The organism is Burkholderia sola, from assembly GCF_905400185.1.
Classification (GTDB): Bacteria; Pseudomonadota; Gammaproteobacteria; order Burkholderiales; family Burkholderiaceae; genus Burkholderia; species Burkholderia sola.
In genome coordinates this window covers 1,059,109-1,076,886 of sequence record NZ_FR989677.1, presented here as the reverse complement: position 1 = coordinate 1,076,886, position 17,778 = coordinate 1,059,109, and the positions used below count along the sequence as shown (strand labels likewise).

4 protein-coding genes and 1 pseudogene are annotated in these 17,778 nt (G+C 61.0%); 4 read left to right on the top strand and 1 reads right to left on the bottom strand.

The window, feature by feature from the left end; translation table 11 throughout:
* Positions 1-186 precede the first annotated feature (186 nt).
* Entirely contained in the window at positions 187-861 is a 675-nt protein-coding gene (locus tag KR541_RS34860; RefSeq protein WP_063772897.1) for a response regulator, read from the top strand.
* Positions 858-4,217, top strand: a complete 3,360-nt coding sequence (locus KR541_RS34855; RefSeq protein WP_050014186.1) for an ATP-binding protein — start codon at positions 858-860, stop codon at positions 4,215-4,217. Before KR541_RS34860 ends, KR541_RS34855 begins: the two co-directional genes overlap by 4 nt.
* Before the next feature lie 88 nt (positions 4,218-4,305).
* Here the strand turns inward: KR541_RS34855 and KR541_RS34850 are convergent.
* A pseudogene (locus KR541_RS34850) lies at positions 4,306-4,843 on the bottom strand (DDE-type integrase/transposase/recombinase); the annotation flags it as partial.
* Positions 4,844-5,277: 434 nt separating this feature from the next.
* Here KR541_RS34850 and KR541_RS34845 point away from each other — a divergent pair.
* Entirely contained in the window at positions 5,278-16,725 is an 11,448-nt protein-coding gene (locus tag KR541_RS34845; RefSeq protein ID WP_216090180.1) for a YadA-like family protein, read from the top strand.
* 244 nt (positions 16,726-16,969) lie between these two features.
* Positions 16,970-17,710 carry a DUF2726 domain-containing protein gene (locus KR541_RS34840; protein WP_080334272.1) on the top strand — a complete coding sequence of 247 codons (741 nt, stop codon included), beginning with the start codon at positions 16,970-16,972 and terminating at the stop codon, positions 17,708-17,710.
* Positions 17,711-17,778: the final 68 nt, after the last annotated feature.

Sequence of the window (17,778 nt, the reverse complement as noted above, 5' to 3'; positions counted from 1 at the left end):
CGCTCCGCAAGCCACCATGGGTAACATGAATCCCCGCGCATGCAGACGCGACGTTCGAAGAGAAATCCCGGCTGGGTCGGTATCCGAATAGAAAGTTGATTAAGATTGACAGAGGGCCGAAAGGCGAGCCCCCGGATTGCAACTGGGCATCGGAAGGATAGACAGCTGTTTTTTGGGAAAATGTTGATGAATGCATCCACTGAAAGCGGCAACGCGCGTCGTCGCATCAATGTCGTCGTGGCCGATGACCATCCGGTAGTTTCTACCGGCGTCGCCGCGATCCTGTCGGCCGAGATGGATATCAATGTGGCCGGTGTTGCATCGACAATTTCGGAGCTGCTGCATTTGTTGCAACAGCAGCCTTGCGATGTCTTGATCTGCGACTATTCGTTCAGCGGCGATCAGCAGCCGGATGGAGTGGCACTGTTCAAGCGACTAAGGCGCAGCCATCCACATGTTGCGATCGTCGTGCTGACCGCACATCAAGATATCGCGCTGCTCGTCTCTCGCGTCATGAATACGGGCGTTGCAGGCTTCCTGAGAAAATCAAGCCAGGATTTCGCGCGCCTGGCTGCAATCGTGCGCCGTGTGCATGCCGGGCAAACGTTCGTTGATCCGGCCGTGGCTGTCGACCTGCTCGAGGCCGGACATGCAGCGCAGACTTCGATCGAATCGCTCAGCGAGCGCGAGCTCGAAATATTTCGAATGCTTGGGCGCGGGATGTCGGTGACGGAAATCGCGATGCATACGAATCGCAGCATCAAGACCATCAGCCACCAGAAGATGAGGGCCATGCACAAACTGGGGGCAAGATCCGAAGCGGACCTCTACCGCATCTACACGGAGCATTTCGGCTCATGAGCCAGTCTCGCGGCAACGCAGAGGAAGCTTCGGATGGGGCCGACGACGGAATCGTAACGGCAACCCCAGCTTACGTCCCGCTCAGGTTGACGTTCTCAAAGCGCCTGCTGATTGTTTCGACCATAACGCTGACGTGCCTGATCCTGGTATGCGCCGGGGGCGTGACCGAACTCCTGATATCACACCAGCACGAGGAATTTGCGCAGCAATTTTCCGCGCAGAGAGAGGCATTGAAGGAGGAGGTCGACAGGCGCGAGGCCCGCATTCGCCAGTTGGTCGTGACGTACCAGATTGCAAAGGAGTACCTGGAGTCAGGCGACTCGCGGGCACGGAAAGTTCTGTTGCCCAGAAAGAACCAGTTGGCTCAGACAGTGCCCGGATCTGCGGCGACCCGCGCATTCTCGGTCGTGTCGACACTCACTTCACCCGCGGACGCGGCTCGCCAGACAAATTTGATCGATCTGGCAAGATATGCGTCGACATTTTCGCTTTCCCCTCAGGACAACTCGCCAGCGCTATCGGAAGGGTTTATCTATACGCCCGATAAGCGATTTTTGGCCACGCTTCCGCCACTCGCACCGGACCAGATTGCCGAGCTGAACACTGACAAGGCCGCGGAAGACTTCATCGGGAAACGCATGGAGCCTGTCGAAGAGGAGATGCAGCGCGATGCCCGGAATGGAGTGCGGGGCAAGGTTGTGTGGGTGACCGGGTCCAAGGATCCGCTCAACGACATGACGACCACGTATTTTGCGACATCCGTCTACGAGGGTGAGCAACGCAAGGCAACGATCGCATTGTCGATTCCGTGTAATCGATTCAATCAGTATTTTCTGCACAACGAAGGCGATCCGCATTTTTTCGTGGTCTCGTGCGCGGTGCAGCGACTATTGGGTATCGACGAAACGAATCCGCAAGAGGCGCATTGGGCGGAAATCATATCGAGAAATCCGTGGGTATATCAGGCGGCGAACGGACGGCCCCAACGCATCTGGCGGGAGGGCAGCTTCTTCGTTATTCAACGTGTGCCGGGCCCGCAGTGGGTCGCGGTATATGCATATACCTGGAGCGACCTTCTGGGCGCAATCACCCAGCAACTGCTGCTTGTTGTACTCGCGACGCTGAGTGGGTGCGGTCTGGTCATCGGAGGCGCGTTCTGGATGAATCGCGAGGTGATTCGGCCGTCCAGCGAGCGGCTGCATAGCCTTTTAGAGGGCGAGGCGTTCAGTCGGTCCATCATCCAGGTCGCGCCGGTGAGCTTGACCGTCGTGGCCAGGAGGAGCGGAGCCATCCTGCTGCAGAACGCGGAAGCGCAGAGCCTCCAGATGGCCTTTGCCAGCCAAGGGGAAAAGGACGCCAGCCCCGACAACGTACTTGCACGTGCCGGCGCACTGGTCAGGTTTCATGCGGGAAGTGCCGAGCGCTCCGGCGTGGTAAGCCGGTTTGAGATGGAGCCTGATCTCGAGGTTGCCTATGCGCAGGCAAAGTATCGCGGAGACGATGTTTTCGTGATTGGGATGGTCGATTTGGCGAAGCGAAAGGAAATCGAACGGCGGCTGCGAGAGTCTCGAGCGCGTGCTCAGGCCGAAAGTCACGAGAAGGGAATGTTTTTGGCGACGATGAGCCATGAAATCAGGACACCGTTGCACGGGGCATTAGGGAATCTTGAATTGCTTTCGCGGATGGGATTGACCGAGGAGCAGCGCTCGCGCTTATTGATCGCGCAGGACTCGTTTGGCTCACTCCTTTCGCTGATCAACGGCGTGCTTGATCTGTCCAGAATCGAGGCAGGTGAGTTCCTGCTACAGGAACAGCCACAACACATTGATCAACTCGTCGAGCAGGCAAGCCGGACGTTTGCGGTGGACGCGCAGAAGAACGGCGTGCGGCTTCTCTGCCTGATCGATCCGGCGCTACGGGGTACGTGGATTTGCGACGGGTACCGGTTCACGCAAATAGTCACCAATCTCATTGGCAATGCAGTCAAGTTCACATCTCACGGGGCGATCACGGTTTCACTCGGCTCGACGGAGGACGGCCAGGTTCGGCTCCGCGTCGCTGACTCCGGCAGGGGTATTCCCGAAGACGAGATTGAAAAGATTTTTATGCCGTACGTCCAGGGCTCGGCCGGGCCGAAAAGTTCGCGAGCAGGTACCGGGCTCGGCTTGTCTCTTTGCCAGAAAATCGCCGAACGAATGGGTGGCAATATCACCGTCGAAAGCGAGGTTGGCGTCGGATCGATCTTCACCGTCGTGTTGCCGCTTCGTCACGATTCAGCGGCGCGAATCAACGGCAATGCCGGCCAAGGCATCGATTTCGTGGTGAATTGCGATATTCCCAGTTGGCGTGGGCAACTGGTGGCCCAGCTCAGCGCGTGGTATCCGGCGGCCCGCGTCACGAGTGGTCAGGATGACGGGCGGGAGGAAGCGCCTGCATCCACCGTTTTCATCGACGCGCGCGACTGGCTCGAACATGACGGTTCGCCCAAAACGAGTGGTGCCTACCGTCGCATAACGATCGGCCTGGATGGGCCGCTTGTCCCGATCTCCACAGGCCATGCCGTCACAATTAGCGCTTACAGCGGTCAGTTGCTTCTCGATGCGATCGAACTGGTCCTTTCCGGAGCGGATGATGATGGCCGTCAGAGCACTGACGGTTCCGGCGAGATCACGGGTGGTGCGTGGAGTGATGCCAGCGTCCTGGTGGTTGAGGACGACCGAGTCAGTGCGCAGTTGATGTACGATCAATTGCGGATGCTCGGGATCGGACATGTAGAAGTCGTCGGTAGCGCGGAGGATGGCATTCGACGTTGCCAGTCCCGGATCTACGATCTCGTCGTCACCGATTCCAATTTGCCCGGCAAGGGCGGAGCGGAGCTGTTGTCCGACTTGCGAGCAGCGGGGATATCGTGGCCGGTCGTTTCGTGTACTGCCGATGCGACACTCGCGGGAGTGGCAAACACCCCGTTCGACGCGCTCATCACAAAACCGTCGACTTTGAGCGACCTTTCTCTCGTGCTGCAAAACGTGCTCGGGCCTGGCGACGTTCAGCAATTGCCACGGGCTACACCTGGTGTCAGCCGACTTCTATCGTTGTTCATCGAATCGTGGATTTCCGACAGAGAAGCACTCCGATTGATGGTGCAGGCGGGTCACGTATCCGAGGTGCTGGAAAGATTGCACCGGATTCAGGGCGCCCTGATGATTCTTGATAGGGGCGAGCTGGTGAGTCACTTGGAAGGTTGGGCCGCGAAGATAGCGGAATCCAAATGTGTCGAGGAAGCAGATCGCAAGTCGTTTGTCGATGCGGTGGAGTCTTGGCTGGCGCTGCATGCTACAGCCCAAAAGTATTCCTGAAAGGTGACGCCAGCGGTCGAGATACACGCTCAACGGCCTTCAAGGGTCCCACGCCGGTGGAGCTGGCCCTGTAATACCGGACACGGCATCACACTAAGGTTGCCGAATCCATCGAACGCCGGGACTCGCTAGGCGAGCGGTATTTCAGCGCGCTATGGGGATGCTTCTCGTGGCAATGCTCGAACGCGATGGCCAAGTTGCGTGTAGCAGTCGCTGCGTCCGGCTTCGGCATGACGGCGACGTAGTTGCGTTTCGTCGTCTTCACGAAGCTCTCGGCCATCCCATTACTTGGTGGGCTGGACACCAGTGCGGTCAATGCCTTTAGGCCGATGGCCACTGCGAACCGGCGCGTGTCGTCGGCCATGTAGCTCGCCGTTGTCGCTCAGCCATTCGATTTCGGATGGCTTATGCAGTTCGTCGCCAATCCGATTTTCCACTGTAGCGAGCATCACGTCTCTCACGATGTCGCCGCTATGGCTTTCCGTCGTGCCTGCCCAACTCATCGCCTCACGATCACATCAATCCAGTGCGAATGATACGCACAGCGGCTCGCCGTTGTCGCCGTGGAATTCGAGGCCGTCCGAGCACCATAGGTGATTGCTGCGCGCGACGGCCACCTTGCCGTCTGAAAAATTAAATATGCCTGATCCACGATTTCAAAAGTGGATCTTGAAGGCGCGCGTTATTTTCACCTGCCGATAATCGTTTCCAATATAAATTCGATTTTGTAATTAAATCGATTCGTCTTTAGATGGTCCCCCAGTGCTCGAATAGGAAATGGCCTATGTTTTCGTCGAAAAATAGGACATCGGGCGACTTTTTTGCGTCGCTTCCTATATTTCATGGCACCGGGTGAAGCCGATAATTCGATGGACTTTGGAGTCGGATCGTCATTGCGTCCATGAGCGTAAAGCAATGGGTGCGCGCATGAAGCCCGGCGGGTCTCATGGCCATTACCCGAATCGATGTGGCGCGAGATTTCGGTCGGCTGTTCGTTCGATAGCAATGGTCCATCCACTGATGGATGGACGCTATTTTGTGTTGAGATAGAGAGTGTTATATGAATAAGTCGTACAAGGTGGTTTGGAATGCATCCAGCGGTACATGGACGGCCGCCTCTGAGGTAGCGAAATCGTATGCCGGTGGGGCATCGTCGAGGGCTATTTTACGCAAGACTCCTGTAATGTTCGCAGCCGCTGCTATGGGAGTTGTGATGGCCGGGGCCACGGGTCATGCTTACGCAGCCGCAAATGAGGGCGGTCCGTATTTTGGATGGGAAAGTGGCGATAACAAAAAGTGCGCCAATGGATCAGACGAGAAATTTCGAAATTGCGCAGCGTGGGATGCCGGGTTGACCAATGTCTCCGGAACCACTTTTTCCGTTATGACCAGTGAAAATGGTTTGAGCGGAGGAGGTGTGTGGGCTGGGAACAAGTCGGCAGGTTTATTTTTTGGAGGTGGGGCGGAGCAAGGGAAAAGCCGGTTTGTGCTTGATGCCGATGGAACGAGCATTTACGGCCAAAAAGTGACATTGTCATCGGCGAGTGACGTTAATGTTTCAAATTCGAAGATCACATCTCTCGCGGCCGGAGTTGCGGATGACGACGCAGTGACCGTGAAGCAGCTAAAAGATTCGATTGCTGGCATTCCGATTCGCTCAAATTCGATATATGAAGATCTCAATTTTCCTCCCGAGGCGATTAATCGTCAGGACGTCGCCGTAGGTTGGGCCTCGCATGCCGAAGGCGGGGGTATTACACGCAAAGAGGACGAGTGGCAGGTCGCCTCGGCAACGGCACTTGGAGCGCGTGCGCAAGCTAAGGGCGTAGGAGCGGTTGCGCTCGGGGCGAACTCGTGGGCGAAGGGTGATTCCACGTCGGCAATCGGATCGTACACCTATGCGGATGCCCATAACTCCGTTGCGTTGGGTACAGACTCCAAAGCACTTCGCGAGAACTCAGTGTCGATCGGCAGCAAAAATATTCAACGTCAAATTACAAACATGGCGGCTGGTACGGCCGACACCGACGCAACGAATGTGGCTCAGCTGAAAGGCATTGCCACGGCGCTGGGCGGCGGGGCGGGTATCGGGGCTGATGGCAGTGTGACGGCACCGGCATACACGCTGGACCGCGGCAAGACCATTGTTCAAAACGTTGGCGACGCACTGTCGAACCTCGACGGCCGCGTGACGACGAACGCGACGAACGTCGAGAAACTTCAAGGCAACTTTGCTGATACTGGCCTGCTGGACGCGAAAACTGGCAAAGTGACTGCGGCGGTGACGTCGGACCAGATGAATGCCGCGGTTGCGAAAGCTAGTAGTGACCGGCTCGATGCCGGTTGGGTCACGATGGGGAAGGATGCGTACGCAACCAGTAAAAATGTCGCGGTGGGCGTGGGTGCGAAGGCGGATACTGCGGGCGCGGGAACGGGCGTGATTGCTATTGGCGATAACGCAGCAGCCGGTCGGTCGGGGTATTCGGGTGCTATTGCGATTGGCCAGGATGCACGCGCGGTCGATGGCTCGCAAGGCGGCTATATGCGTGCAATAGCAATCGGAGCAGGCGCGCAGGCGCAAGGGGTTTCTGTTGCCATTGGACCCGATGCTCAGTCCAGCCCAGGTAATGGGGTCGCGTTAGGGCACCAAGCCAGTGTAGGTGCGAATGCTACGTGGGCGGTGGCGCTTGGCACCGGCTCGGCAGCCGATCGAGCCAATACGGTCTCGGTAGGGAACGCCAAATCCCAGCGTCAGATCGTGAACGTTGCAGCGGGTACGCAGGACACCGACGTCGTGAACGTGACGCAGTTGAAGGGCGTAGCGACGGCGCTGGGCGGTGGTGCAGGAATTGGCGCCGATGGCAGCGTGACGGCACCGAAATACCAGGTCGGCGACAAGACCTACGGTAACGTTGGCGACGCGATCACGGCTGCGGCGGAAACCGGCGGCGGTACGGATCCGAACGCGGTTGCATACGACGATGCGACGAAGAGCGCGATCACGCTGGCTGGCGAGAAAGGCACGACGCTGAAGAACGTTGCAGCGGGCGCCGTGAATGCTGCGAGCACGGAAGCGGTGAACGGCTCGCAGCTGTACGGCACGTCGCAGAGCGTGGCAAGCGCGCTGGGTGGCGGTTCGACAGTGGACGCAGCAGGCAAGCACACGGCACCGGCGTACACGTTGGACGGCGGCAAGACCACCGCACACAACGTTGGCGACGCGGTGTCGAATTTGGACGGTCGTGTGACGACGAACGCGACGAACGTCGAGAAACTGCAAGACAATCTTGCCGAATCCGGTCTGTGGGACAAGGACAAGAATCACGTAATCGCGGCGGTGACGTACGACCGCAAGGCAGACGGCACGGCAGATCGCGGCTCGGTGACGCTGGGCGGTGCGGGCGCAGCAGCGCCGGTGGCGTTGAAGAACGTTGCAGTCGGTACGGCTGACACTGACGCAGCGAACGTGAGCCAGTTGAAAGGCGTTACTACGGCGCTGGGTGGCGGTGCAGGCATCGACGCCAATGGCAGCGTGACGGCGCCGAAGTACCACGTCGGTGACAAGACCTACGGTAACGTGGGTGACGCGATCACGGCTGCGGCGGAAACCGGCGGCGGTAGCGGTACGGATCCGAACGCGGTCTCATATGACGACAAGACCAAAGGGGCTATCACGCTGGCTGGCGAGAAAGGCACGACGCTGAAGAACGTCGCGGCCGGCGCGGTGAACGCGACGAGCATGGAAGCGGTGAATGGTTCGCAGCTGTACGGCGCGTCGCAGAGCGTGGCAAGCGCGCTGGGCGGCGGTTCGACGGTCGACGCAGCAGGCAAGTTGACGGCACCGGCGTATACGCTGGACGGCGGCAAGACCACCGCGCACAACGTTGGCGACGCATTCTCGAACCTGGACGGCCGCGTGACGACGAACGCGACGAACGTCGAGAAACTGCAAGGCGATATTGCCGGTTCCGGTCTGGTGGACAAGGACACGGGCAAGGCAATTGCGGCGCTGACGTACGACCGCAAGGAAGACGGCACGGCGGATCGCGGCTCGGTGACGCTCGGCGGTGCGGGCGCGGCAGCGCCGGTGGCCTTGAAGAACGTTGCAGTCGGTACGACTGACACCGATGCAGTGAACGTGAATCAATTGAAAGGCATTACCACGGTACTGGGCGGTGGTGCGGGCATCGGCGCCGATGGCAACGTGACGGCACCGAAGTACCACGTCGGTGACAAGACCTACGGTAACGTCGGTGACGCGATTACGGCTGCGGCGGAAACCGGCGGCGGTGGCGGCGCGAATCCGAACGCGGTCTCATACGACGACAAGACCAAAGGCGCGATTACGCTGGCTGGCGAGAAAGGCACGACGTTGAAGAACGTTGCAGCGGGCGTTGACGATGCAGACGCAGTGAACGTCGGCCAATTGTCGGATGCAACGAAGTCGATTCGCGATTCGCTCTCGGACGGCAGCCTGTCGATGCGCTACATCAAGGTCAAGGCAACGGGGCAAGCCGCAAATGCCATGGGAACCAATACCGTCGCGATCGGCTCGGGAGCAAACGCGACCGGAAATGGCTCGCTGGCCTTGGGTACGGGTTCACGTGCGAATGGACTCAACTCGGTTGCGATCGGCTTCAATTCGGTTGCTACGGAGGCGAACCAGGTATCGGTTGGCGACGTCGGTCGCGAACGTCGCATTTCGAATGTGGCCGATGGTACGGAAGATACCGACGCAGTCAACGTGAATCAACTGACCGAAGCGGTCGAAAAGATGACCGACCGGACCGACAAGCTCTCGTCGGAACTCAGGTCGCGGCATGGCTCGCTGACGGCTAACGTCCTTGCAGCCAAGACAGACTTGGCATCGGTCGACCCATCGAAATTCCTGCAAGTTGCCGGTGCGGGAGCGGACGGTAGTCAGGAAAATACCGCGAACATCGTCGGCGGCGATCCGGCGAGCGACACTGCCGCCGCGATCGGTGTAGGTTCCATTGCCTCAGGCGCGAATGCGGTCGCCCTCGGCGTGCGTAGCTACGCGTACTCGGATGGCGCAGTGGCCATCGGTAACATGGCCCAAACGGGTGCCGGCCAAGCCAATTCGGTGGCCATCGGGTCGAATGTGACGACCAACGGGGAAAGCGCCCTTGCCGTGGGTTCGCAGGCGCGGGCAAACGGTGACAACGCGATCGCGCTCGGCAATAACGGCGTGGCGGCAATCGGCACGAATTCCATTGCGCTCGGTAACAAGGCCAGCTCCGCAGCAGGTGCGACCAATGGCATTGCGCTGGGCGCGTCCGCGAGTGTTGCACGCAACGTGGCCGACTCGATGGCGCTGGGCGCAAATGCCAGCGTCGAAAAAGGCGCGAATAGTGCGGTCGCACTGGGTACCGGTTCCAAGGCGACGCGCGCCAATACCGTTTCGGTGGGTAATGCCGGAAGCGAGCGCCAGATCGTGAACGTCGCGGCGGGTACGCAAGGCACCGACGCGGTGAACGTGACGCAGCTCAGTGGCGTAACGACGGTGCTGGGTGGCGGTGCCGGCATCGGCGCCGATGGCAGCGTGACGGCACCGAAGTATCACGTCGGCGACAAAACCTACGGTAACGTCGGTGACGCGATCACGGCTGCGGCGGAAAGCGGTGGCGGTGGCGGTACGAATCCGAATGCAGTTTCGTACGACGACAAGGCCAAAGGCGCGATCACGCTGGCTGGCGAGCAAGGCACGACGCTGAAGAACGTTGCAGCTGGCGCTGTGAATGCGGATAGCACGGACGCGGTGAACGGTTCGCAGCTGTATGGCGCCGCGCAAAGCGTGGCGAGTGTGCTGGGCGGCGGTTCGACGGTGGATGCAGCAGGCAAGCTGACGGCGCCGACGTACACGCTGAACGGCGGCAAGACCACCGCACACAACGTTGGCGACGCGATGTCGAATTTGGACGGCCGCGTGACGACGAACGCGACGAACGTTGAGAAACTGCAAGGCGATATTGCCGAGTCCGGTTTGATCGACAAGGACACGGGCAAGGCGATCGCGGCGCTGACGTACGACCGCAAGGCAGACGGCACGACGGATCGCGGTTCGTTGACGCTTGGCGGTGCCGGCGCAGTAGCGCCGGTGGCGTTGAAGAACGTTGCAGGCGGGATTTCGGATACCGACGCAGTGAACGTAGGCCAGATGAAGGGCATCACCACGGCATTGGGTGGTGATGCGGGTATCGGCGCCGACGGCAGCGTGAAGGCACCGACGTATCACATCGGTGACAAGACCTACGCTAATGTGGGTGACGCGCTTGCAGCCGCGGCAGCAAGCGGTGGCGGTGGTACGGATTCGAATGCGGTTGTGTACGACGATGCAGCCAAGAGCGCAGTCACGCTGTCTGGCGAGAAAGGCACGACGCTGAAGAAAGTTGCAGCGGGCGCGGTGAATGCGGATAGCACGGAAGCGGTGAACGGTTCGCAGCTGTATGGCGCCGCGCAAAGTGTGGCGAGCGCGCTGGGTGGTGAGTCGAAGGTAGACGAAACCGGTAAGGTGACGGCGCCGACGTATAAGCTGGACGGCGACAAGACCAGTGCGAAAAACGTTGGCGAAGCCGTGTCGAATCTCGACGGCCGTGTGACGACGAACACGACAAACGTAGAGAAACTGCAAGGCGATTTTGCTGATTCGGGTCTGGTGGACAAGAACACGGGCAAGGTGCTTGCGGCGGTGACGTACGACCGTAACGACGGCACGGCGCATGGCAACTCGGTGACGCTGGGCGGCGCGGACGTGGCAGCGCCGGTTGCGTTGAAGAACGTTGCAGATGGCGCGGTGGCCAAGACGAGCACGGATGCGGTGAACGGCTCGCAGCTGTACGGCGCGTCGCAGAGTGTGGCGAGTGCGCTGGGCGGTGATTCGACTGTGGACGCGGGCGGTACGGTGACGGCGCCGACGTACACGCTGGACGGCGGCAAGACCAAGGCGAAAAACGTTGGCGACGCGGTGTCGAACCTGGACGTCCGTGTGACGACGAACGCGACGAACCTCGAGAAATTGCAAGGCGATATTGCCGAATCCGGTCTGGTGGACAAGGACACGGGCAAGGCGATTGCGGCGCTGACTTACGACCGCAAGACAGACGGCACGGCGGATCGCGGTTCGGTGACCCTTGGCGGCGCGGACGCAAAGGCCCCGGTGGCGTTGAAGAACGTTGCGATGGGCATCGGCGACACCGATGCGGCGAACGTGGGCCAGGTGAAAGGCGTTACCACGGCGCTGGGCGGTGGTGCGGGCATCGGCGCGGATGGCAGCGTGACGGCACCGAAGTATCGCATCGGCGAAAAGACCTACGGTAACGTCGGTGACGCGCTCGCAGCCGCGGCAGCGAGCGGGGGCGGCGGTACGGATTCAAATGCGGTCTTGTACGACGATGCAGCCAAGACCGCGGTCACGCTGTCCGGCGAGAAAGGCGCGACGTTGAAGAACGTTGCAGCCGGTGCGGTGAATGCGACGAGCATGGAAGCGATGAACGGTTCGCAGCTGTACGGTACGTCGCAGAGTGTGGCGAGCGCGCTGGGCGGTGGTTCGACGGTGGACGCGGCCGGCAAGGTGACGGCGCCGACGATCCGCGTCGGCAGCAAGACCTACGGTAACGTCAGTGACGCGATTGCGGCCGCGGCAGCCAGCGGCGGCGGTGGTGGTAAAGGCTCGAGCTTCGTCACGATCGATGGTATGGGTTCGGACGGTAGTCGGTTCAACACCGCGAGCATCGCGACGGGCGATCCGGAAAGCACGACAGCCGCCGCGATCGGTGTAGACGCGCATGCGGCCGGGGCGAACGCGATTGCGCTCGGCCTGAACACCGGGGCGCTGTCGAACGAATCGGTTGCGATCGGCAATATGGCGCAAACAGGCTCGGATCAATCGTACTCGGTGGCCATCGGTTCATGGGTGACGACCAATGGCGCGGGAGCGCTGGCGATCGGCTCGAACGCGAAGGCAAACGGCGAGAACGCGGTCGCGGTCGGCAATAACGGCATCAAGGCGATCGGTGAAAGCTCGATCGCGATCGGCAATGCAGCAGAAGCCGCAGTAGGGGCGACCAATGGCATTGCGCTGGGTACGGGTGCGAGCGTTGCGCCGAACGTGACCAATGCGATGGCGCTGGGTGCCAATACGAGCGTGGACGACAAGGCGAATGGTGCCGTGGCGCTGGGCGCAGGCGCGAAGGCGACGCGAGCCAATACCATTTCGGTGGGTAACACGGGAAGCGAGCGCCAGATCGTGAACGTTGCGGCGGGTACGCAAGGCACCGACGCGGTGAACGTGGCGCAACTGAGCGGCGTAACGACCGCACTCGGCGGTGGCGCGGGCATCGGTGCCGATGGCAGCGTGACTGCGCCGAAGTACCACGTCGGCGACAAGACCTACGGTAACGTGGGTGATGCGATTACGGCCGCGGTTGAGATTGGTAGCAGCAAGGATCCGAACGCGGTTGCATATGACGATGCGGCGAAGAGCACGGTCACGCTGGCTGGCGAGCAAGGCACGACGCTGAAGAACGTTGCGGCCGGCGCGGTGAATGCGACGAGCATGGAAGCGGTGAACGGCTCGCAGCTGTACGGCACGTCGCAGAGCGTGGCAAGCGCACTGGGGGGCGGTTCGACGGTGGACGCGGCAGGCAAGTTGACGGCACCGGCGTATACGCTGGACGGCGGCAAGACGACCGCGCACAACGTTGGCGACGCGGTGTCGAACCTGGACGACCGTGTGACGACGAACGCGACGAACGTCGAGAAGCTGCAAGACGATATTGCCGAATCCGGTCTGATCGACAAGGACACGGGCAAGGTGATCGCAGCGGTGACGTACGACCGTAAGGAGGACGGCACGGCAGATCGTGGCTCGGTGACGCTGGGCGGTGCGGGTGCAAAAGATCCGGTGGCGTTGAAGAACGTCGCGGCCGGTGCGGTAAACGCCACGAGCATGGAAGCGGTGAACGGTTCGCAGTTGTACGGCACGTCGCAGAGCGTGGCAAGCGCGCTGGGTGGCGGTTCGACGGTAGACGCGGCGGGCAAGGTGACGGCACCCAACTACCACGTCGGCGATAAGACCTACGGTAACGTGGGTGATGCGATCGTTGCCGCAGCCGAAATGGGTAGCAGTACGGACCCGAACGCGGTTGCATATGACGATGCGGCGAAGAGCACGGTCACGCTGGCTGGCGAGCAAGGCACGGCGCTGAAGAACGTTGCAGCGGGCGCCGTGAATGCAACGAGCATGGAAGCGGTGAACGGCTCGCAGCTGTACGGCACGTCGCAGAGCGTGGCGAGCGCGCTGGGCGGCGGTTCGACGGTGGACGCCGCAGGCAAGCTGACGGCCCCGGCGTACACGCTGGACGGCGGCAAGACGACCGCGCATAACGTTGGCGACGCGGTGTCGAACCTTGACGGCCGTGTGACGACGAACGCGACGAACGTCGAGAAGCTGCAAGACGATATTGCCGAATCCGGTCTGGTGGACAAGGACACGGGCAAGGTGATCGCGGCGGTGACGTATGACCGTAAGGAGGACGGCACGGCAGATCGTGGCTCGGTGACGCTTGGCGGTGCGGGTGCAAAAGATCCGGTGGCGTTGAAGAACGTCGCAGCAGGCGTGGATGATACTGACGCGGTGAACCTGGGTCAGCTGAACACCGGGTTGTCCGATGTGAAGCGCGAGCTGGCTGAAGGCAACATCGATCTGAAGTACATCAAGGTCCGGGCCAGCGGCGCACCGGCGACCGCCACCGGCGCTCAGTCTGTTGCGATCGGTTCAAAGGCCCTGGCAGGCGGTTCGAATACATTGGCGCTGGGTACCGGTGCGCGTGCGCTGGCGAGCGGATCGGTTGCGCTGGGTGCCAATTCCGTCGCGAACGAAGCGATGACGGTGTCCGTTGGTGATGACGGGACCGAACGCAAGATCGTCCACGTGAAAGCGGGGGACGTCACCGCCAGGAGTACGGATGCGATCAATGGATCGCAGTTGTTCGAGGCGCTGGGCAAACTGAAATCCCGTGTCGCAGCTGAGCAGTCGCACCTGTTGTCTCGGGTCAACGCGCTTGCGGATTCGGACGAGCCGAATTCCCTGGTCGTGGTCGACGGTATGGGGGGGACGAACTCGGCGAGTATCAGCGGGGGCGATCCGGATACCACGACGGCCGCCGCGATCGGCGTGGAGGCTCATGCGGCAGGGGCGAACGCGATCGCGCTCGGCCTGAATACCGGGGCGCTGTCGGACGAATCGGTTGCGATCGGCAATATGGCGCAAACGGGCGCGGACCAGGCGTACTCGGTGGCCATCGGTTCGAAGGTGACGACCAATGGCGCGGGAGCGCTGGCGATCGGCTCGAACGCGAAGGCAAACGGCGAGAACGCGGTCGCGGTCGGCAATAACGGCATCAAGGCGATCGGTGAAAGCTCGATCGCGATCGGCAATGCAGCGGAAGCCGCAGTAGGCGCGATCAACGGCATTGCGCTGGGTACGGGTGCGAGCGTTGCACCGAACGTGACCAATGCGATGGCGCTGGGTGCCAATACGAGCGTGGAAGGCGCGGCGAACGGTGCCGTGGCGCTGGGCGCAGGCGCCAAGGCGACGCGAGCCAATACCGTTTCGGTGGGTAGCGCTGGAAGCGAGCGCCAGATCGTGAATGTTGCGGCGGGTACGCAAGGCACCGACGCGGTGAACGTCGCGCAGCTGAGCGGCGTAACGACCGCGCTGGGCGGCGGTGCCGGCATCGGCGCCGATGGCAGCGTGACGGCGCCGAAGTATCACGTCGGCGACAAGACCTACGGTAACGTCGGCGACGCGATCGCGGCAGCAGCGGCAAGCGGCGGCGGTAGCGGTACGGATCCGAACGCGGTGGCGTACGACGATGCGGCGAAGAGCACGGTCACGCTGGCTGGCGAGAAAGGCTCGACGCTGAAGAACGTTGCTGCCGGCGCCGTGAATGCGACGAGCATGGAAGCGGTGAACGGCTCGCAACTGTATGGTGCGTCGCAGAGCATGGCCACTGCGCTCGGCGGCGGCTCGCAGGCAGGCGCCGACGGCACGATCTCCGCGCCGAGCTACTCGCTCGCGGGCGGCACGACGACGGTGAACAGTGTCGGTGCGGCGATCGACAACCTCGACGGGCGGGTGACGGCCAACACGGGCGACATCTCGACCCTGAAGGATACGATCGAGAACAGCGGTCTGATCGATCCGGAAACCGGGCACGCGATCGCATCGGTGCGCTACGATCGCAATGAAGACGGCTCGGCGAATCATGCGTCGGTCACGCTCGGGGATGCCGGTGCACCTGTTGGCCTGCACAATGTGGCAACCGGCGCGGTAAGCGCGACGAGCACCGATGCGGTGAACGGCTCGCAACTGCACGGCACAGCCACAAGCGTCGCGAATGCGATCGGAGGCGACACGACCGTCGATGAAAACGGGCAGGTTGCCGTCACTTCGATCGAAGTGGGCGGTCACAAGTATGCGACCGTCTCGCAGGCGGTGCAGGCAGCTGCGGCGTATGGCGCCACCGATTCGCTGGCGGTGCGCTACGACGTCGACTCGCACGGCAACCCGAACTACGGTTCGGTGACGCTGGGCGGCCCTGCGGCGGCGCCGGTGATGCTGACCAACGTTGCAGACGGCAAGAGCCAGTACGACGCAGTGAACTACGGCCAGTTGTCGTCGCTGAAAGACGACTTCGAAAACCGCTTGGGCACGATGGACGATCGCGTCAGCAAGATTGAAACCACCGGCGGTTCGGGCGGTGACTCGCGCCGTACGGTCGGCAACGACCTGATCAGCGGTTCGGGCGAAGCAGGCCAGGCGGTGACGGCGGCCCAATCCGGCAACGGCAGCGACAACGTCGCGATGGGGTCGGGCTCGACGATCAACGACGACGCTGGCAACGCCACGGCAGTCGGCGCGAACGCGACGGTGCGCGCCGCGGGCGGCACGGCGATTGGCGCAGGTGCTGATGCGCACGCGGCCAATAGCACCGTGATCGGCCAGGACGCGTCGGCTCGCGGCGAGAACAGCACGGCGATCGGTCAGGGTGCGAAGGCCCGCGGCGACAACAGCGTTGCGATTGGTGCAGGCTCCGTCGCGAACGAGGACAACACGGTCTCGTTCGGTGACGGCTCCGACCAGGGCAAGCGCCGGATCGTCAATATCGCGGATGGCGTGAATGCGTCGGATGCGGCGACCAAGGGGCAGCTCGACCGGGCGGTTGGCGGGCTGCAAGGTCAGATCAACGGCGTATCGCGCAATGCCTATTCGGGTATCGCGGCGGCAACGGCGTTGACGATGATCCCGGGTGTCGACCCTGGCAAGACGCTGTCGTTCGGTATCGGCAGTGCGAGCTACAAGGGCTATCAGGCGGTCGCGTTCGGCGGGGAGGCCCGCATCAACAAGAACCTGAAGATGAAGGCCGGTGTGGGCTTGTCGAGCGGTGGTAACACTGTCGGCCTGGGGGCATCGTATCAGTGGTAACTGCCTGACTGGCGGAGCGGGGCAACCCGCTCCCGTATTTCCGGACCCGCCTCGCGCGGGTCTTTTTTTATATACGCTCAGCTGCCGCGCTTCGGGGCCGTCATCCCGGTGAACCGCGTCCGCATGAACGGAAAGGTGGTCATCGATTTTGCAACTGGAATAATCTAATTAAGATGATTGGGTGGCGAGGTGTTGCGGATTGTCACGGGAGACTTGATCGATTTTCGAGCGTTAAAGAAAATTCATGTTTCCAAATATAATTAAAACCATGATGGTTCTGTTGCTGGTTTTTCTTGCGATTGTCGGTACGGCTTTTGTCGCTCTTGGCGTGAACGGGGTAAGGCGTTCGCGAAAATATAGGCGGCAATCGGAAAGTGGTTCGGGGGTCGAGCGTCAAAGTCTTGCGAAGGGAGTTGAGCCGCTCGCGCCGGGGCGTGCGCAGTTCGGGGGCGAGTTGCTTGTGGAGCGTGGACGAGCGGCCGGAACGGCAGTGCCTGACGTCGGAAGTCATCCTGACTGCACGGATAAGCTCACCGCGAGGCGCGGTCCAATGATAAAAAGCGAGCCGAAACCTTTGCTCGCGGGGGCAGCTCCTCATGGACATCGGACACTTACCGCTGCGCAGGAGTCAGAGTTTTATGATCGATTGTGCACTGCATTGCCGGAGGCGGACATTTTCAAGCAAGTTGCTTTGAAAGAGCTCGTTGATGTTGAGCATAATGATAAATCGGATATCAAATCATATAATAAAAAGGTTTTCGATTTCGCGGTTCGTGGGAGCAATGGAGGTTTGTTGTATGCTATTGAGTTGGATGATAGGTCGAATGCGTGGCAATATACTCGACGAGATGATTTGTTGGAGGATGATGTTGCGCGGGCCATCGGATTGCGCGTGATGCGGTATTGGAGCGTCAAGACTGATTTGACCGTGCTGAGGCGAGATTTTGAGTCGTGCGCGGCTCGCTCATTTGGACGGCGGAATTAACCGGTTATTTCATGGCAACTTGGGGCGTGGTTGATCCCTACAGGCGCGATCGACATCGACTGCTGACA